Annotated in this window: 15 protein-coding genes; 7 read left to right on the top strand and 8 right to left on the bottom strand. The window is 69.7% G+C overall.

The window, feature by feature from the left end:
- Window positions 1-5 precede the first annotated feature (5 nt).
- The 3 genes from F3I62_RS11585 to greB are packed head-to-tail and all read left to right on the top strand — an operon-like array spanning window position 6 to window position 3,731.
- Window positions 6-689: an ABC transporter ATP-binding protein gene (locus tag F3I62_RS11585; protein WP_160489781.1), complete on the top strand. Its 684-nt coding sequence runs from the start codon at window positions 6-8 to the stop codon at window positions 687-689.
- Complete coding sequence (locus F3I62_RS11580) at window positions 689-3,193, top strand: ABC transporter permease (protein WP_160489780.1); 2,505 nt, start codon at window positions 689-691, stop codon at window positions 3,191-3,193. The genes F3I62_RS11585 and F3I62_RS11580 overlap by 1 nt, the downstream gene beginning before the upstream one ends.
- A gap of 40 nt (window positions 3,194-3,233) precedes the next feature.
- Window positions 3,234-3,731 carry a transcription elongation factor GreB gene (gene greB, locus F3I62_RS11575; RefSeq protein ID WP_160489779.1) on the top strand — a complete coding sequence of 166 codons (498 nt, stop codon included), beginning with the start codon at window positions 3,234-3,236 and terminating at the stop codon, window positions 3,729-3,731.
- A gap of 94 nt (window positions 3,732-3,825) precedes the next feature.
- Here greB and F3I62_RS11570 read toward each other — a convergent pair whose 3' ends face one another.
- On the bottom strand, window positions 3,826-4,137 hold the full coding sequence (locus F3I62_RS11570) for a class I SAM-dependent methyltransferase (protein WP_160489778.1): 312 nt from the start codon (window positions 4,135-4,137) through the stop codon (window positions 3,826-3,828).
- Between the two features lie 182 nt (window positions 4,138-4,319).
- Here F3I62_RS11570 and thpR point away from each other — a divergent pair, with 182 nt between their 5' ends.
- The 3 genes from thpR to F3I62_RS11555 all read left to right on the top strand — a co-directional run bounded on the left by thpR (window position 4,320) and on the right by F3I62_RS11555 (window position 7,116).
- Entirely contained in the window at window positions 4,320-4,847 is a 528-nt protein-coding gene (thpR, locus tag F3I62_RS11565) for an RNA 2',3'-cyclic phosphodiesterase (RefSeq protein WP_160489777.1), read from the top strand.
- A 236-nt stretch (window positions 4,848-5,083) separates the two neighbouring features.
- On the top strand, window positions 5,084-6,025 hold the full coding sequence (locus F3I62_RS11560) for a triacylglycerol lipase (protein WP_160489776.1): 942 nt from the start codon (window positions 5,084-5,086) through the stop codon (window positions 6,023-6,025).
- Between the two features lie 53 nt (window positions 6,026-6,078).
- On the top strand, window positions 6,079-7,116 hold the full coding sequence (locus F3I62_RS11555) for a lipase secretion chaperone (protein ID WP_178122511.1): 1,038 nt from the start codon (window positions 6,079-6,081) through the stop codon (window positions 7,114-7,116).
- 72 nt (window positions 7,117-7,188) lie between these two features.
- Here the strand turns inward: F3I62_RS11555 and F3I62_RS11550 are convergent, their stop codons facing one another.
- Window positions 7,189-7,623 (bottom strand): DoxX family protein, encoded by a 435-nt coding sequence (locus F3I62_RS11550; RefSeq protein ID WP_160080333.1) that lies wholly within the window; start codon window positions 7,621-7,623, stop codon window positions 7,189-7,191.
- Between the two features lie 114 nt (window positions 7,624-7,737).
- Entirely contained in the window at window positions 7,738-9,156 is a 1,419-nt protein-coding gene (locus F3I62_RS11545) for a transglycosylase SLT domain-containing protein (protein WP_160489775.1), read from the bottom strand.
- Between the two features lie 230 nt (window positions 9,157-9,386).
- On the opposite strand from F3I62_RS11545, the gene F3I62_RS11540 reads away from it, so the two are divergent.
- Window positions 9,387-10,196 carry a TatD family hydrolase gene (locus F3I62_RS11540; RefSeq protein ID WP_160489774.1) on the top strand — a complete coding sequence of 270 codons (810 nt, stop codon included), beginning with the start codon at window positions 9,387-9,389 and terminating at the stop codon, window positions 10,194-10,196.
- Here F3I62_RS11540 and F3I62_RS11535 read toward each other — a convergent pair whose 3' ends face one another.
- From F3I62_RS11535 to F3I62_RS11515, 5 genes are all read right to left on the bottom strand, one after another.
- Complete coding sequence (locus F3I62_RS11535) at window positions 10,197-10,994, bottom strand: acyl-CoA thioesterase II (RefSeq protein ID WP_160489773.1); 798 nt, start codon at window positions 10,992-10,994, stop codon at window positions 10,197-10,199.
- A gap of 86 nt (window positions 10,995-11,080) precedes the next feature.
- Window positions 11,081-11,860 carry a CHAD domain-containing protein gene (locus tag F3I62_RS11530; protein WP_160489772.1) on the bottom strand — a complete coding sequence of 260 codons (780 nt, stop codon included), beginning with the start codon at window positions 11,858-11,860 and terminating at the stop codon, window positions 11,081-11,083.
- Window positions 11,861-11,956: 96 nt separating this feature from the next.
- A complete protein-coding gene (locus F3I62_RS11525) occupies window positions 11,957-13,945 on the bottom strand; it encodes a DUF3488 and DUF4129 domain-containing transglutaminase family protein (protein ID WP_160489771.1) in 1,989 nt (662 codons plus the stop codon).
- Window positions 13,942-14,898 carry a DUF58 domain-containing protein gene (locus tag F3I62_RS11520; protein ID WP_256667747.1) on the bottom strand — a complete coding sequence of 319 codons (957 nt, stop codon included), beginning with the start codon at window positions 14,896-14,898 and terminating at the stop codon, window positions 13,942-13,944. The genes F3I62_RS11525 and F3I62_RS11520 overlap by 4 nt, the downstream gene beginning before the upstream one ends.
- Window positions 14,899-14,900: 2 nt before the next feature.
- Complete coding sequence (locus F3I62_RS11515) at window positions 14,901-15,818, bottom strand: MoxR family ATPase (protein WP_160489770.1); 918 nt, start codon at window positions 15,816-15,818, stop codon at window positions 14,901-14,903.
- Between the last annotated feature and the right edge of the window lie 21 nt (window positions 15,819-15,839).

Raw genomic sequence — 15,839 nt, 5'->3', positions numbered from 1 at the left:
TCTCCATGAGCGCAAGCATTCTTACTGCGCGGCACCTTAGCAAAGTGGTTCCCAGCACGGAAGGCGCGCTGAGCATCCTCCACGACCTCAGTTTCGAGCTCGGCGCCGGCGACAGCCTGGCCATAGTCGGCAGCTCCGGCTCGGGCAAATCCACCCTGCTCGGCCTGCTGGCCGGCCTGGACCTGCCCAGCAGCGGCGAAGTGCAGCTGGCCGGGCACACCCTCACCGCCCTCGACGAGGACCAGCGCGCCCGCGTGCGCGCCGAACACGTCGGCTTCGTGTTCCAGTCCTTCCAGTTGCTCGACAACCTCAACGCCCTGGAAAACGTCATGCTGCCGCTGGAGCTGGACGGCCGCCGCGACGCCCGCGAACGGGCCCGCGGGCTGCTCGAGCGGGTCGGCCTCGGCCAGCGCCTGAACCATACCCCGCGCCAGCTTTCCGGTGGCGAGCAGCAACGCGTCGCCATCGCCCGCGCCTTCGCCGCCGAGCCGGCGGTGCTGTTCGCCGACGAACCCACCGGCAACCTCGACAGCCATACCGGCGAGCGGATCAGCGACCTGCTGTTCGAGCTGAACCAGGAACGCGGCACCACCCTGGTCCTGGTCACCCATGACGAGCGCCTGGCCCACCGCTGCCGCCGCCTGATTCGTCTGGAAGGCGGCCTGCGGGTCGACAACCTGGAGCCCTGATGCGCGCCCTGCCGCTAACCCGCCGACTCTCCCTGGCAACCCGCCAGCTGCGCCGGGACGCCCGCGCCGGCGAACTGCGCGTGCTGTTCTTCGCCCTGCTGGTGGCCGTGGCCGCCAGCACCGCCATCGGCTATTTCAGTGCGCGGCTGAACGCCGCCATGCTGCTGCGCGCCACCGAATTCCTCGGCGCCGACCTGGTCCTGTCCGGCAGCTCACCGGCCAGCGCCGAGCAGCTCGCCAGCGGCCGCCAGCAGGGCCTGGAGCACGTCCAAGTGGTCGAATTCAGCAGCGTGATCGCCACCGACGCCGGCATCCAGCTGGCCAGCGTCAAGGCGGCCGGCAGCGGCTATCCCCTGCGCGGTGAGCTGAAGAGCGCGCCCGCCCCCTACCAGGCCGAGCAACCCGGCAGCGGTCCCGGCCCCGGCGAGGCCTGGGCCGAAGCACGCCTGTTCGCCGCGCTCGACCTGCGGATCGGCCAGTCGATCGAAGTCGGCAACCTGCAGCTGCGCCTGACCCGGGTCCTGACCTACGAACCGGATCGCGCGGGCGACTTCTACAGCCTGACCCCGCGCGTGCTCATGCACCTCGATGACCTGGCGGCCACCGGCGTGGTCCAGCCCGGCAGCCGGGTGCGCTACCGCGAGCTGTGGCGCGGCGACAGCCAGGCCCTGAGCCGCTACCGCAGCAGTGTCAAGCCGACCCTGGCCGCGCACCAGCGCCTGGAAGACGCCCGCTCCGGCAACCGCCAGATCGGCGGCGCCCTCGGCCGCGCCGAGCGCTACCTCAACCTGGCCAGCCTGGCCGCCGTGCTGCTCTCCGGTGTGGCGGTGGCGCTTTCGGCGGCACGCTTCGCCGCCCGCCGCTTCGACAACAGCGCCCTGCTGCGCTGCCTGGGCCTCTCGCGCCGCGAGGCGCTGAGCCTGTTCGCCCTGCAGCTGGCCATGCTCGGCCTGCTGGCCAGCGTGCTCGGCGCCCTGCTGGGCTGGGCGGGCCAGCTGATCCTGTTCAAGCTGCTGCACGGCCTGCTCCCCGCCGGCGTGCCTCCCGGCAACCTCTGGCCGGCGCTGGCCGGGGTCGCCACCGGCCTGGTGGCCCTGGCCGGTTTCGCCCTGCCGCCGCTGGCCGCACTGGGCCGCGTACCGCCGCTGCGGGTACTGCGCCGCGACCTGCTGCCGGTACCGCCCAGCTCCTGGCTGGTCTACGGCGCCGCCCTGCTGGCCCTGGGCCTGATCATGTGGCGGCTGAGCCTGGACCTGGCGCTGACCCTGGCCCTGCTCGGCGGCGGCCTGCTCGCCACCCTGCTGCTTGGCGGCCTGCTGCTGCTCGGGCTGCGCAGCCTGCGCCACCTGCTGGCCCGCGCCTCGCTGCCCTGGCGCCTGGGCCTGGGCCAACTGCTGCGCCACCCGCTGGCCGCCGCCGGGCAGGCCCTGGCGTTCGGCCTGATCCTCCTGGCCATGGCCCTGATCGCCCTGCTGCGGGGCGAACTGCTCGACACCTGGCAGGACCAGCTGCCGGCACAGGCCCCCAACCACTTCGCCCTGAATATCCTTCCGGCCGAGCAGCAGGCCTTCGCCGCCCGCCTCGCCGCCTTGTCGCCACAGCCGGCACCGCTCTACCCCATCGTCGCCGGGCGCCTGACCCTGATCAATGGCGAGCCGGTGAAACGGATCGTCAGCAAGGACAGCGCCGGCGACCGAGCGGTGCGCCGCGACCTCAGCCTGACCTGGTCCAGCGAGTTGCCGGCGGGCAATGAGCTGCAGGCCGGCCAGTGGTGGCAAGCGCAGCCGAGCGACGCGCTGCCCGGGGTCTCGGTGGAGGCCGAACTGGCCGAGAGCCTGCACCTGCAGCTGGACGACGTGCTGACCTTCAGCGTCGGCGGCCTGCAGCGCCAGGCCAGGGTCAGCAGCCTGCGCAAGGTGCAGTGGGACAGCTTCCAGCCGAACTTCTACATGATCTTCGCGCCCGGAACCCTGCAGGACCTGCCGGCGACCTACCTGACCAGCTTCTACCTGCCGCCCAATAGCGAGCGCCAGCTGGTCGAGCTGGCGCGGGCTTTCCCGGCGGTCACCCTGCTGCAGGTCGAGGCCCTGCTGGCCCAGCTGCGCAGCATCCTCGCCCAGGTCACCCTGGCCGTGGAGTACGTGCTGCTGTTCGTCCTGGCCGCCGGCCTGACCGTGCTCTTCGCCGGCCTGCAGGCGACCCTGGATGAGCGCATCCGCCAAGGCGCACTGTTGCGCGCCCTCGGCGCCGAGCGACGCCTGCTGCTGGCCGCGCGGCGCAGCGAGTTCGGCCTGCTCGGCGCCGCCAGTGGCGTGCTGGCGGCCATCGGCTGCGAGCTGGTGAGCTTTTTACTGTACCGCTTTGCCCTCGACCTGCCGTGGCAGCCGCACCCCTGGCTGTTGCTGCTGCCGCTGATCGGCGCGTTGCTGGTGGGGGGCGCCGGCATGCTCGGCACCCGCCGCGCCCTGAACGCCAGCCCGCTGGCCGTGCTGCGCGAGGCCTGAGCTTGGTAAACTCGCGCCTTCTTTCCGATACCCGAGCACCATGAGCCGTTATCGTCCGCCCCGCTCCGCCGGCACCCCGCTGATCACCCCCGAAGGCGAGGCCCGCCTGCGCGCCGAACTGCACGAGCTCTGGCATGTACGCCGCCCGCAGGTGACCCAGTCGGTCAGCGAGGCCGCCGCCCAGGGCGATCGCTCGGAAAATGCCGAATACACCTACGGCAAGAAGATGCTGCGCGAAATCGACAGCCGCGTGCGCTTTCTCACCAAGCGCCTGGAAAGCCTGAAGGTGGTCGACAGCCACCCGGCCGATCCGCACAAGGTGTATTTCGGCGCCTGGGTGACCCTGGAGGACGAGGACGGCAGGGAAACCCGCTATCGCATCGTCGGCCCCGACGAGCTGGACCTGCGGCTCGGCCTGATCAGCATCGACTCGCCCCTGGCTCGGGCCCTGGTGGGCAAGGCCCTCGACGCCGAAGTGCGGGTGCAGGCGCCGGGCGGCGAGCAGACCTTCTACATCACCGCCATCGACTACCCTTAGAACCGGTTCAAAGTCTGCTGCGCCTCGGCCATGCTGCGTTGCAACGCGGTAACAGCCGAAGGCTGGCCAATCGGGCTCAGCAGCCGCTTGCGGCTCAGCGCAGGCTGATCAGGCCCTGGCGGGCGACCCGCACCAACTGCTCGATCAGCTCGGCATCGACCGGCTGTGCTTCGCCGCCAACCACCACCAGATCGAAGCCATTGCTGGGCAACTGGGCCAGCGCCTCGGCGCGCGGAGCAGCGAAACGGATCAGGAAGTTGCGCGCCCCCGGCCAGTGCTTGGGCCAGCCTTCGAGGCTCTTGAGCAGGCGCGGCTGATGAGTACCGACCAGCAGCACATGCGGATGGCGGTTGACCGCAGTGCGCGGCAGGGAGGAAAAATACAAATGGGGGCGCGGGCAATTCATGGATGCAGTCTCAGCCTCGTAATCCCGCCGGACTGCGGTGGGAGGCGACACCGGCCAGCGCTTTAGCGGTATTCGCCCAACCGGGCGGCGCCCCGCAAGTTGCTCTTAAATCGGCGCCATGGCGGTCATCCTAAAAATGCCGGCACCGCCCTGTCAAGCCGGTTGCAGGCCAGGAGGCGGATGTGTCGAGGCAAACCGAGGCGAATGGACGCCTGTTCTTCGCCCTGACCCTGCCGGGCGCGCTGCGCCAGCGCCTGGCAAGCTGGCGCGGCGGCCTGGCCCTGTCGGGGCGCATGGTTGCGCCCGACGACCTGCACCTGACCCTGGTCTTCCTCGGCACCCAGCCCGGCAGCAACCTGGCACTGCTCACCGGCATCGCCGCCAACCTGCGCGGCCGGCCCTTCACCCTGTGCCTCGACCAGTTGCGCTGCCGCCGCGGTGGCCTGGTGCTGCTGACCCCGCGCCAGGTGCCGGATGAGCTGCTGGCGCTGCAACAAGGCCTGCTGCAGGCCCTGAGCGAAGCCGGCGTGGCAGCCGATACCCGCCCCTACCACCCGCACCTGACGCTGGCCCGGCATAGCCGGCTGCCGGCAAACAGCGAAGCCCGCACCTTCACCTGGCGGGTCACCCGCTTTGCCCTGCTGGGCTCCCGGCAACAAGCTACGGGGCAGGACTACCAGGTGCTCGGCGACTGGTTGCTGCGGCCCTAGGGCCTGGGACCAGGGATTGCCCCCTGCGCGTTTCCCCAGGTAACACCTCGCCGAGCCGCAGAAAAGACGCGAAATAGTAGCCTGATTTTGTAAACGGCCGTTTAGAGCCTTCGCTCTAAAAATCACCTGTTTGGCACATTTCCTGCCCTCTCAGGGCAGGCCGCCGTGCCTGCCCGGGATGGGCAGTGCTGGCCGAACGCATGGACAACGCCCAACCCACCCATCGAGAGCATCCAATGAATAATAAGAAGACTCTGCTCGCCCTCTGCCTCGGCAGCGGAATCCTCCTCTGCGGCCAGGCCGAGGCCGGCCTGTTCGGCTCCACCGGCTACACCCAGACCAAGTATCCGGTGGTCCTGGCCCACGGCATGCTGGGCTTCGACAGCATCCTCGGCATCGACTACTGGTACGGCATTCCCTCGGCCCTGCGCTCCGATGGCGCCAGCGTCTACATCACCGAAGTCAGCCAGCTGAACACCTCCGAGCTGCGCGGCGAAGAACTGCTGGAGCAGGTCGAAGAGATCGCCGCCATCAGCGGCAAAGGCAAGGTCAACCTGATCGGCCACAGCCACGGCGGCCCGACCATTCGCTACGTCGCCGCCGTGCGCCCGGACCTGATCGCCTCGGCCACCAGCGTCGGCGCACCGCACAAGGGCTCCGATACCGCCGACTTCATTCGCCAGATCCCACCCGGTTCGGCCGGCGAGGCCATCGTCGCCGGCATCGTCAACGGCCTCGGCGCGCTGATCAACTTCCTCTCCGGCAGCTCCAGCACCAGCCCGCAGAACGCCCTGGGCGCCCTGGAGTCGCTGAACAGCGAAGGCGCGGCGGCCTTCAATGCCAAGTACCCCCAGGCCATCCCGACCAGTGCCTGCGGCGAAGGCGCCTACAAGGTCAACGGCGTCAGCTACTACTCCTGGAGCGGCAGCAGCCCGCTGACCAACCTCTTCGATATCAGCGACCTGCTGATGGGCGCCTCCGCGCTGACCTTCGACGAGGCCAACGACGGCCTGGTCGGCACCTGCAGCTCGCACATGGGCAAGGTGATCCGCGACAACTACCGGATGAACCACCTCGACGAGGTCAACCAGACCTTCGGCCTCACCAGCCTGTTCGAGACCGATCCGGTCACCGTCTACCGCCAGCACGCCAACCGCCTGAAAAACGCCGGTCTGTAATCCACCTGCCGGGGCCTGCGGGCCCCCTACGGTTGCCCGCTACGAGTATCGCCGTGAATCGAAAACTGCTTCTGGCCCTGCCGCTGTTGATCGGCGCCAGCGTGGCCCTGACGTTCCAGCTCAACCCCCTCGATGCCCAGCCGAGCGCCGCCCCCCTGGCGCCGCCGGACAATCAACCCGCCAGCGACCAGCACCCGTCACCGCCGAACAGTGCCGCCGCGGCCGCCGGCCCCGTATCCAGCGCCAGCCCCGCCGCCCTGCCAGGCTCACTGGCCGGTACCGCGGTGGATGGCCGGTTCCGCCTCGACAGCGCCGGCAATCTGCTGATCAGCGAGGATATCCGGCGCATCTTCGACTACTTCCTGAGCACCCTCGGCGAAGAGTCGCTGGCCCGGAGCATCCAGCGCCTGCAGGCCTACATCCGCAGCCAGCTTGCACAACCCGCCGAAGGACAGGCCCTGGCGCTGCTCGCCCAGTACCTGCAGTACAAGGAGCAACTGCTCAGCCTGGAGCGCGACCTGCCGCAACTGGCCAGCCTGGACGCCATGCGCCAGCGCGAGCAGGCCGTGCAGGCCCTGCGCGCCGCGATCTTCAGCGCCGAGGTGCACCAGGTATTCTTCGCCAACGAAGAGGCCTACAACCAGTTCACCCTGCAACGCCTGAGCATCCGCCACGACCCGAGCCTGAGCGACACGCAGAAGGCGGCGGCCCTCGACCAGCTGCGCAGCAGCCTGCCGGAGCAACTGCAGGAACTGATCGTGCCGCAGCTGCAGAACGAACTGCGTACCCAGACCGCCGCCCTGCAGGCCGAAGGCGCCAGCCCGGCGCAGATCCAGCAGTTGCGCCTGCAGCTGGTCGGTGCCGAGGCCACCGCGCGCCTGGAGGCCCTCGACCAGCGGCGCCAGCAGTGGGCCCAGCGCCTCGACCAGTATCGCCAGGAGAAGGCCCGCATCGAGAGCAACCACGGCCTCAGCCAGAGCGACAAGGCGGCGGCCATCGCCAGCCTGGCCGAAGAACGCTTCGCACCCCAGGAACGCCTGCGCCTGGCAGCCGTCGAGGAACTGGCCGCCGCCCGCGCGCAGACGCCTTGAGCGAGAGGAAGCGGACCGCCACAACGCACGAGGCCCGCATCAGCGGGCCTCGTTCATGGATTGCCAGGGCATTCAGCCGGCGATGCGGCGATCCAGGGACAGCTTGCCGGCGCCTTCGAGGATCAGCGCCAGGCTGATCACCCCGAGCATCAGGGCATATTCGTAGCCGTTGGCGGTGATGAAGAAGCCATTGACCCAGTGCACGCTGAACATCGCCACCAGCGACACGACCAGCAGGGCCGCCGCCGCCGGACGCACCAGCAGGCCGATGACCAGGGCCAGGCCACCGAAGAACTCGGCACTGCCGGCCAGGGCCGCCATCAGGTAGCCGGGGGTGATGCCGATGCTTTCCATCCACTGGGCGACGCCGGCCAGGCCATAGCCGCCAAACCAGCCGAACAGTTTCTGCGCGCCATGGGCGGCAAAGGTCAGGCCGGTGACGACCCGCAGCAGGGTGATGCCGTAGCCGGCCTGGGTGGAGAGAGCGGTTTTGATCAGTGCATTCATGGCGTACATCCTGTCGGGTGGGGAGTGAGAGTGATTGCGTGTTGAGAGATAGATTAGACTAGTTTATCGATTTTAAAAGTGTAAATTTACGCTATTAAACATCTATTTAATCGATCAGTCTCGCGCACTCACGGCACTTCCCTGCGGTTCCAGCAGATCACGTTCCCGGTCGTAGGCCAGGTAGTACTTGTTCACGCTGTTGACATAGGTGACCACGCCCATGCCCACCTGCTCCATGGCGATGCGCTCCACCTGGAAGAACCAGCGGTTGGGGTTCAGGCCGCGCCGCCTGGCCTCCGCGCGCAGGCCTTGCACCCGCTGCGGGCCCATGTTGTAGGCCGCCAGGACGAAGGCCATGCGCTCTTCCTCGGCGATCTGCCGGCTGGCGAAGAACTCGCGGCGAATCCGCGCCATGTAGCGGGCCGCCGCCTGCACATTGCTGTCCAGCCCATGGATATTGCCGACCCCTACGCTGCGCGCGGCGGCAGGCGTCACCTGCATCAGCCCGGTCGCCCCGGAGGCTCCCCGCGCGGCGGGATTGAGGGTGGACTCCTTGTAGGCCACGGCGGCCAGTTGCAGCCAGTCCAGGTCCTGCTGGCGGGCATGCTTCTGCAGCACCTGGCGCACCTTTTCCAGGCGCTGGCGATCGGTGCGGGCCAAGGGGTTGCGCACCTTGTACAGGCGCCGGTAGACCCGCTGGAACGCCGCATCCTGGTCGGCCGGCGCGCGGTAGTCGGCGAGGAAACGGTCAATGCTGGCGCGCAGCATCGGCGCATCGCGGCGCACGAACCAGCTCATGTCGCTGTCCTGGCCGACCACCAGATGCCGCTCGATGCGCAGGCGCGGCATGACCTTGAGCCAGCGTTCGGCAATCGGCTGCTCCACCGCAGTCCAGGGATAGATACCGGCCTGGACCATCTCCAGCACGTCCTCGACGGCCAGGCTGGAATCGGCCCACTCGATCTGGATCGGCGGCTGCCTGCGCTCGGCCAAGCGCCGGTTGACGGCCTTCAGGGCTTCGCCGGCGGCGCTGCCCACCGGCAGGGTCAGGGTGCGCCCGGCCATGTCCTCGAGCTTGCGGTAATGCCGGTTGCCGCGGTTGCCGACGATCACCAGGGGGACATTGCTGCGGATCGCCGCGCTGGCGCTGATGCTCGAACCGGTATGGGCCTCGAGCAGCTCGCCCGGTGCCACCAGGTCGCCCTCGCCTTTGTGCAACGCGGCGAGCAGCTGTTCCTTGCTCTTGGGGATGATTTTCAGGCGCAGGCTGCGGCCATCGCGGGCATTGCGCGTGAGGTACTGCTCGAAGGCCCGCAGGCGGTGATACTCGACGCCGATCACCTGCCCCTTGATCTCCCCGGAGCTGTGCCGGCTCTGATTCACCAGCACCCGCAGCTCGCCGCTCTTGCGGATCTCGGCCAGGTCGCGCACGGCCCGCTCGGCGTGCCAGGCTTCCGGCGGCCCGGCCAGGCGCGCCTGGGCCGCCAACGGCAGCAGGGTCAGGCAGAGCAGGCACAGTAGCGCGCGGATCATCCGGCCTCCGGGTTGAGCCTGGCGCGAGGGGCGCCGGGCCGACTGAGAGTTCCCGCGAGCCAGCGAGTTCCGGGCCACGGGGGCGCGGAGATTGTCACAGACAACCGTGTGGCGCTAGCCGAAGCTGGTAACCGACTTGAAATACCATAGCTAACCCAATGTAATTATTGACTTTATTATCGAGCAAAGCAGCTCTGTTATGCTGCCCGGCGCAGCCCGGAGGTAGCACCATGCAACTCATCGACATCGGCGTCAATCTGACCCATCCCAGCCTGGCCCGCCAGCGTGACGCGGTACTCGCCCGAGCACGCGAGGCCGGCGTCTGCCAGCTGGTGCTGACCGGCACCAGCCTGGCGGAAAGCGAACAGGCCCTGGCCTTCTGCAGCGAGCTGGACGCCAGCGGCCAGCGCCTGTTCAGCACCGCCGGCGTGCACCCCCACGATGCCAGCCAGTGGAACGGCGACAGCGCCCGCCAGTTGCGCGCCTTGCTGAGCCAGGCGCCGGTGCGCGCGGTGGGCGAATGCGGACTGGACTTCAACCGCGACTTCTCCCCGCGCCCGCAACAGGAAAAGGCCCTGGAAGAACAGCTGGCCCTGGCGGTGGAGCTGCAACGGCCGGTGTTCCTCCATGAGCGCGAGGCCGGCGAGCGGCTGACCGCCATCCTGCGCGAGTTCCGCGATCGCCTGCCGGCCGCGGTGGTGCACTGCTTCACCGGCGAGAAAGCCACGCTGTACGGCTACCTGGACCTCGACCTGCATATCGGCATCACCGGCTGGATCTGCGACGAGCGCCGCGGCACCCACCTGCAGGCGCTGGTGCGCGAGATCCCGGCCGGACGGCTGATGCTGGAGAGCGACGCGCCCTACCTGCTGCCGCGCAGCCTGCGGCCCAAACCCAAGAGCGGGCACAACGAGCCGGCCTTTCTCGGCGAGGTCCTGCGCGAAGTGGCCCTGCAGCGCGGCGAAAGCCAGGCAACGCTGGCGGCGCACACCACCGCCAGCGCCCGGGCCTTCTTCAACCTGCCGAGCCTGGCCGACTGATCAGGCGAATACCGTGACGGTCTGCCGGCTCAGCGCCAGCAGCTCGCCGCCGGGGCTCCACAGGCCGGCGGCAATGTGCCCGTAGCCGTCGCGGGCGTGCTCGATCTCGGCGCGGTACAGGCACCAGTCGTGGGTGGTCAGCTTGGCCACCGGCTGGACGAACTCGATGGTCCAGGTCAGCGAACTGCCGGGGGCCGGCGCTCGCAGATGGGACAGCGGGATCGGCGGCCAGGCATCGACCAGGGCCAGCAGATGCGCCTCAGTGACCTTGTCATAGGCCACATCGCTTCGCAGGCGCACCCAGCCGCCCATTTCCCGCGAGGTGTTGCCGCTGAAGGGCATGCCGCCGAGGCCCCAGCGCATGGCCAGGAAGCGGGTGAATTCCGGGGTGACGCCGGCCACATAGGGCAGCTCATGGCATTTCTCGAGCGGCTTCATCGCCGGCGCCGGCACGGCCGGCACGTCGATCACCGACTCGCGCGAGGCGCCGAAGCTGCCCTGCATCAGCGCCACGACCTGGCCAGCCTGCACCACCCGGCCGAGCATCTGGCTGACCGCCTTGCCTTCGCGCAGCACTTCGCTCTCGAAGGCCGCCGGCTCGCCCATCAGCAACGGCCCGACAAAGGTGATCGACAGCGAACGCACCGGGCGCCCGGCCGGCACCTTGACCCGCATGGCCTCGAACAGCATGGCCGCGACCAGGCCGCCGAAGGTGGCCCGACCCTGGCCCCAGAGCGGCGGAACTACGACGTGTTGCGGGCGGTTGTGCACCGCCTGAATCAGTTCGGCAAAGGTCATGCAGCGGTCTCCAGTTGTCTGCCCTGCAGCTTAGGAGAAAAGCCCCCCGCTGCGGGAGGGGCTCCGGCGACAATTATGCGCAGAAATCAGCAGCCATTCGGCGCAACGGGGAAGTAGCCGAGCAAGGCCTGCAGCGCCACGTCGGCCTGCACCTCGGCCCGTTCCAGGCGCCGCTGCCAGTCGGCGGCACAGGGCGCCAGGTCGGGCTCGGCCGGCAGCCGCGCCAGCCACTGCAGGTGGTCATGCCAATCGCCCAGGGCGCTTTGCGCGCCGCGCAGGGCGGCGATGGCCTGGGCCGGTAGCTCGGCATACTGCGGATAGGCCTCGGCGCCGTAGCGCAGGCGCTTGATCAGCAGGCGCAGGCGGTGCCGGTCATGCGCCGGATCGCGCAGCGCCTCGGCCAGACGCCGGGCCTGGGCGCGCAGGTGACGGCGAATGCGCTTGCCGCCGCCGCGCCACTGGCCGGCCTGCGCCATCTCGCGGCAGCTCGCCGGCCAGTCGTCGAGAGCCTCGAACAGCTGCTGCAGCGCCTCACTGCCGAGCACGTCCCGGTAACCCTGCAGCAGCGGCGCCTGGCGGCGCCGGGCCAGCAGCGGGTGGCCCTGCTGGCGCAGTTCGCCGGCCAGCACCTCGAGATCGCGCCACGGCCCGCTGAGCCGGCCCAGCGCCGCGGCGGCCTGCTCCAGCTGCGCGCAGGGCGCCTGGCGGCGCAACGGGCGCAGCAGGCTACGCAGCTTGCGCAAGGCGATGCGCAGGTCGTGCAGCGCCTCCGCATCGGTCTGTGCCTGCAGCCGGGCGCAGCAGGCATACAGGCGTACCTCCAAGGCGAGGACCTGGGCCTGCAAATCGTTCAGCATTACCGACACCGCTTGTCTCCCTGCAATCGCTTACCGCTGCGCTAACCATCCACTCAGTGTGGCCCGTGGCCAGCCATTCAACTAGACAAATGCGTACGCCGCCGTTCATCGACTCGCTACGCGGCGCCAGGGCAGTGCCCGGCGCAGGCGCTGCAAGGCCTGGCGCAACTGCTGCGGGGCACCTTCCCGGCCGGCATAGCGCTGCGCCTCGAAGGCCTCGGCGAACTCAAGAATTTCCCGCGCCTGGGCCGGCAGGGCCTGCGCCGCCCGACCGGCAAAGGCGCGCACGCCCTCGCCGCGCTCGCGTCGCACGCCCTGGCGCGCCAGCAGGCGATCGAAGCGCTGCAACAGGCGTTGCTGCGGGTCTCGCTCGCGGCGCCAGGGCTTGAACAGCCACAGCGCCACCAGGGCCAGCACCCCGCCGCCACCGCCGACCAGGGCCAGCGCCAGGTTCTGCCAGTCGAGGCTGCCGAACCAGCGTTGCAGCAGGCGCAGCTGCTGTTCGCCGCGGTAGCCGAGCACCCAGCGCTGCCAGCCATAGTTGAGGTTGTCCCAGCTCAGGCGCAACTGGTTGAGCCAGCCGATATTCCGGTAGCGCAGCAGCGACAGCGGCGACTCCTCGAGGAAGCTCTGCTCGCCGGCCACCGCCTGTTCCAGGCCCAGCTCGATGCGCTCGGGCGCCACCTGGAAGGTCGGATCGACGCTGACCCAGCCCTTGCCGGCCTGCCAGTATTCGACCCAGGCATGGGCATCGAACTGGCGCACCGACAGGTAGTTGCCGGCCGGGTTCAGTTCGCCGCCCTGGTAGCCGGCCACCACCCGGGCCGGAATCCCCGCCGCCCGCAGGACGAAGACCATCGCCCCGGCGTAGTGGGCGCAGAAACCCTGGCGCGTGCGGAAGAGAAACTCGTCGATGCTGTCCTGCCCCACCGGCGGCGGCTTGAGGGTGTAGCCATAGGGTTCGCGGTTGAAATGCTCCAGCAGCGCCCCGACCAGGGCCTGCGGTTGCGGGTGCTGACGCTGCAGTTGCGCGGCCCAGGCCCGGCTACGCGGGTCGCCGCCGGCCGGCAGCTGCAGGGTGCGCCGCGCCACGGCCGGCGGCAGCTCGGGCTGGCGCACCGCCTGTGGCCAGGACTGCACCCGGTAGAGCAGGTTCTGCCGCACCGGCTGCCCGTTCTCCAGGCGGAAATCGCCCATCTGCCGCACCCCGGGCAGGTCGCTCTGGCCGACATCCAGGGCAAACAGCCAGGGCTTGCCGCTGGGCTGCATGACGATGCTGTAGTCCAGCGCCGCGCCCTGCCGGCGCCACTCGGCCGGGTTCGGCAAGCGCGCCGCGGGCGACTGCGACCAGCGCCGGCCGTCGAAGTCCTCCAGGGTCAGGGCCCGCCAGTACAGATCGCCGCGCGGCGGCACCGCCCCGCTGAAGCTGGCGCGAAACGCCAGGGCATCGGAACGGCTGAGCTCGGCGATATCGGCCGGCGCCATGCTGTCGGACAGGCCGGTGAAGCCCTTGTTCGGGCTGGGCAGGCTCCACAGCGGCCCCAGGCGCGGGAAAAACACGAACAGCAGCAGCATCAGCGGCAAGGCCTGCAGCTGCAGGCCGAGCGCCAGTTTCAGGGTGGCTCGCGGCTGCACGGCCAGGCCGCTGTGCTGCAGGCCAATCAGTGCCGCCAGCAAGGCGGTGACCGGCAGCAGGCTGTACAGCGCGGCCAGCAGGCTGTCATCGAACAGGTAGGCGGTGACCACCACGAAGAAGCCGAGGAAGATCAGCACCAGGGCATCGCGCTTGCTGCGCATCTCCAGCAGCTTGAGGATGAAGGTCGCCACCAGCAGCAGCACCCCGGCATCCAGGCCGATCAGGCTGCCGCGCGACAGCCACACGCCGGCGGCGGTGCCGATCAGCAGCGCGACCCGCACCAGCCTGCCCGGGTAATTGGCACGCATGCGGTATACCTGGATGCGCCAGCCGGCACACAGCAGCCACAGGCCGATGATCCACGGCGGCAGGTGCAGCAGGTGCGGCAGGATCACCAGCACCTGGGCCACCAGCAGCCAGCTCAGGGCAATGCGCGGGATCGGCTGGATAGCACTCATGCCGCCACCCCGTACAGCGCCAGGGCGCGCAGGCAGGCTTCGCGGTGCGCATCGCCCTGGTTCGGCGCCAGCTCCGTGCCGGGCAGGCGCAGGCCATAGGCCTGCTGGCGGCCGTCCAGCTGCAGCACCCAGTGGCACAGCAGTGCCAGGCGCGCCTCGGGGTCGCCACCGATGGCCAGGAAATCCAGCCACAGGTCACGCCCGGCCAGCGCGGCAAAGTCCTTGACCAGCAGGCCCTGGCCACGGGAATAGGCCTTCCAGTGCAGGCGCCGCCTGGAGTCGCCGGGCTGGTAACTTTTCAAGCCCTGGTAGTCGTCGGCGCCGCGCCCGCTGGCGCGCACGCCCTCGTCGTCCTCCTCGCGGCCACGGCCGGCCGCCAGCGGCAGGTCCCCCGGCAGCGGCCGCGGATAGACCAGCACCGCCTGATCCAGGTCGACCCAGCTCCAGGCCACCAGGATGCCCAGCGGGAAGCGGCTTTCCACCCGCATGCGCGGCGGGTGCAGCCAGCCCCGGCGCTCGGCCGGCAGGCTCAGCTCGCATTCGCGCTGGCCCTGGGGCGGGATGTCCAGGGTCTGCAACTCGGCCGGCGGCCAGCCCAGGGCCACCGCCTGGTGGGCGTGCTCGACGCTCTCCAGGCGCACGCGAAAACGCGCCTGCTCGCCGACGAACACCGCACCGCTGACCCCGGCCTTGAGCAGCAGGCCGGAAAAATTACGGTAGGTGTGCAGGATGGCGACGATGAACAGCGCCGCCAGCATGAAGGTCAGGCCATAGGCCAGGCTGTTCTCGTAGTTGATCGCCGCCAGCAGCATCAGCAACAGGGCCAGGCCGAAGGCGCCGCCGACCCGGCTGGGCATGATGAAGATGCGCCGCTGGTTGAGCTGCACCTGGGCCGCCGGCGGAATGCGCCGGGCGATCCAGCGCCGCCAGCGGGCCCGGCCCCGTTCGCGCAGGGTCAAACCGCCGGCACCTCGCGCAACAGCCACTGCACCAGCGAGCCACCGCCGTGGCCGCTGGGGTCGGCGCGCTCGCGCAGGCGATGGCCGACCACCGAGGGCAGCACCGCCTGCACGTCTTCCGGGATCACGTAGTCGCGGTTGGCCAGGAAGGCCCAGGCCCGCGCGGCGGCCAGCAGCGCCAGGCTGGCGCGTGGCGACAGGCCCCAGGCGAACTGCGGCTCGCTGCGGGTCGCCTCGACCAGGCGCAGCACATAGTCGACCAGCGCATCGCTGGCGCGCACCTGGGGGATCAGGGCCTGGATCGCCGCCAGTTCGGCATGGTTGAGCAGGGGTTGCAGCCTGGGCAGCAGCTCGCGGCGGGTCTCGCCGAGCAGCAGGGCCTTTTCCGCGGCCTTGGCCGGGTAGCCGAGGGACAGGCGCATGAGGAAGCGGTCCAGCTGCGATTCCGGCAAGGCGAAGGTGCCGCCGGAACTGACCGGGTTCTGCGTGGCGATGACGAAGAAGGGTTCCGGCAGCGGCCGGGTGGCGCCCTCGATGGTCACCTGGCCCTCCTCCATGGCCTCCAGCAGCGCGCTCTGGCTCTTCGGCGTGGCGCGGTTGATCTCGTCGGCCAGCACCAGCTCGGCGAAGATCGGCCCCGGGTGGAAGGTGAACTGCCCGCTGTTCTTGTCGAACACCGAGGTGCCGAGGATGTCGCCGGGCAGCAGGTCGGAAGTGAACTGGATGCGCTGATAGCTGAGGCCGAGGATGCGCGCCAGGGCCTGGCTCAGGGTGGTCTTGCCCATCCCCGGCAAGTCCTCGATCAGCAGGTGCCCGCGGGCCAGCAGGCAGGTCAGGGCCAGGCGTACCTGCGGTTCCTTGCCCAGCACGATCTCGTTCACCGCCTGCAGTACGGCATCCAGCTTGGTGCGCATGCGCCACTCCTTCTTGTCAGG

Source organism: Pseudomonas sp. R-28-1W-6 (assembly GCF_009799925.1).
Lineage (GTDB): Bacteria > Pseudomonadota > Gammaproteobacteria > Pseudomonadales > Pseudomonadaceae > Aquipseudomonas.
This window is presented reverse-complemented; position numbering and strand designations above follow the sequence as displayed.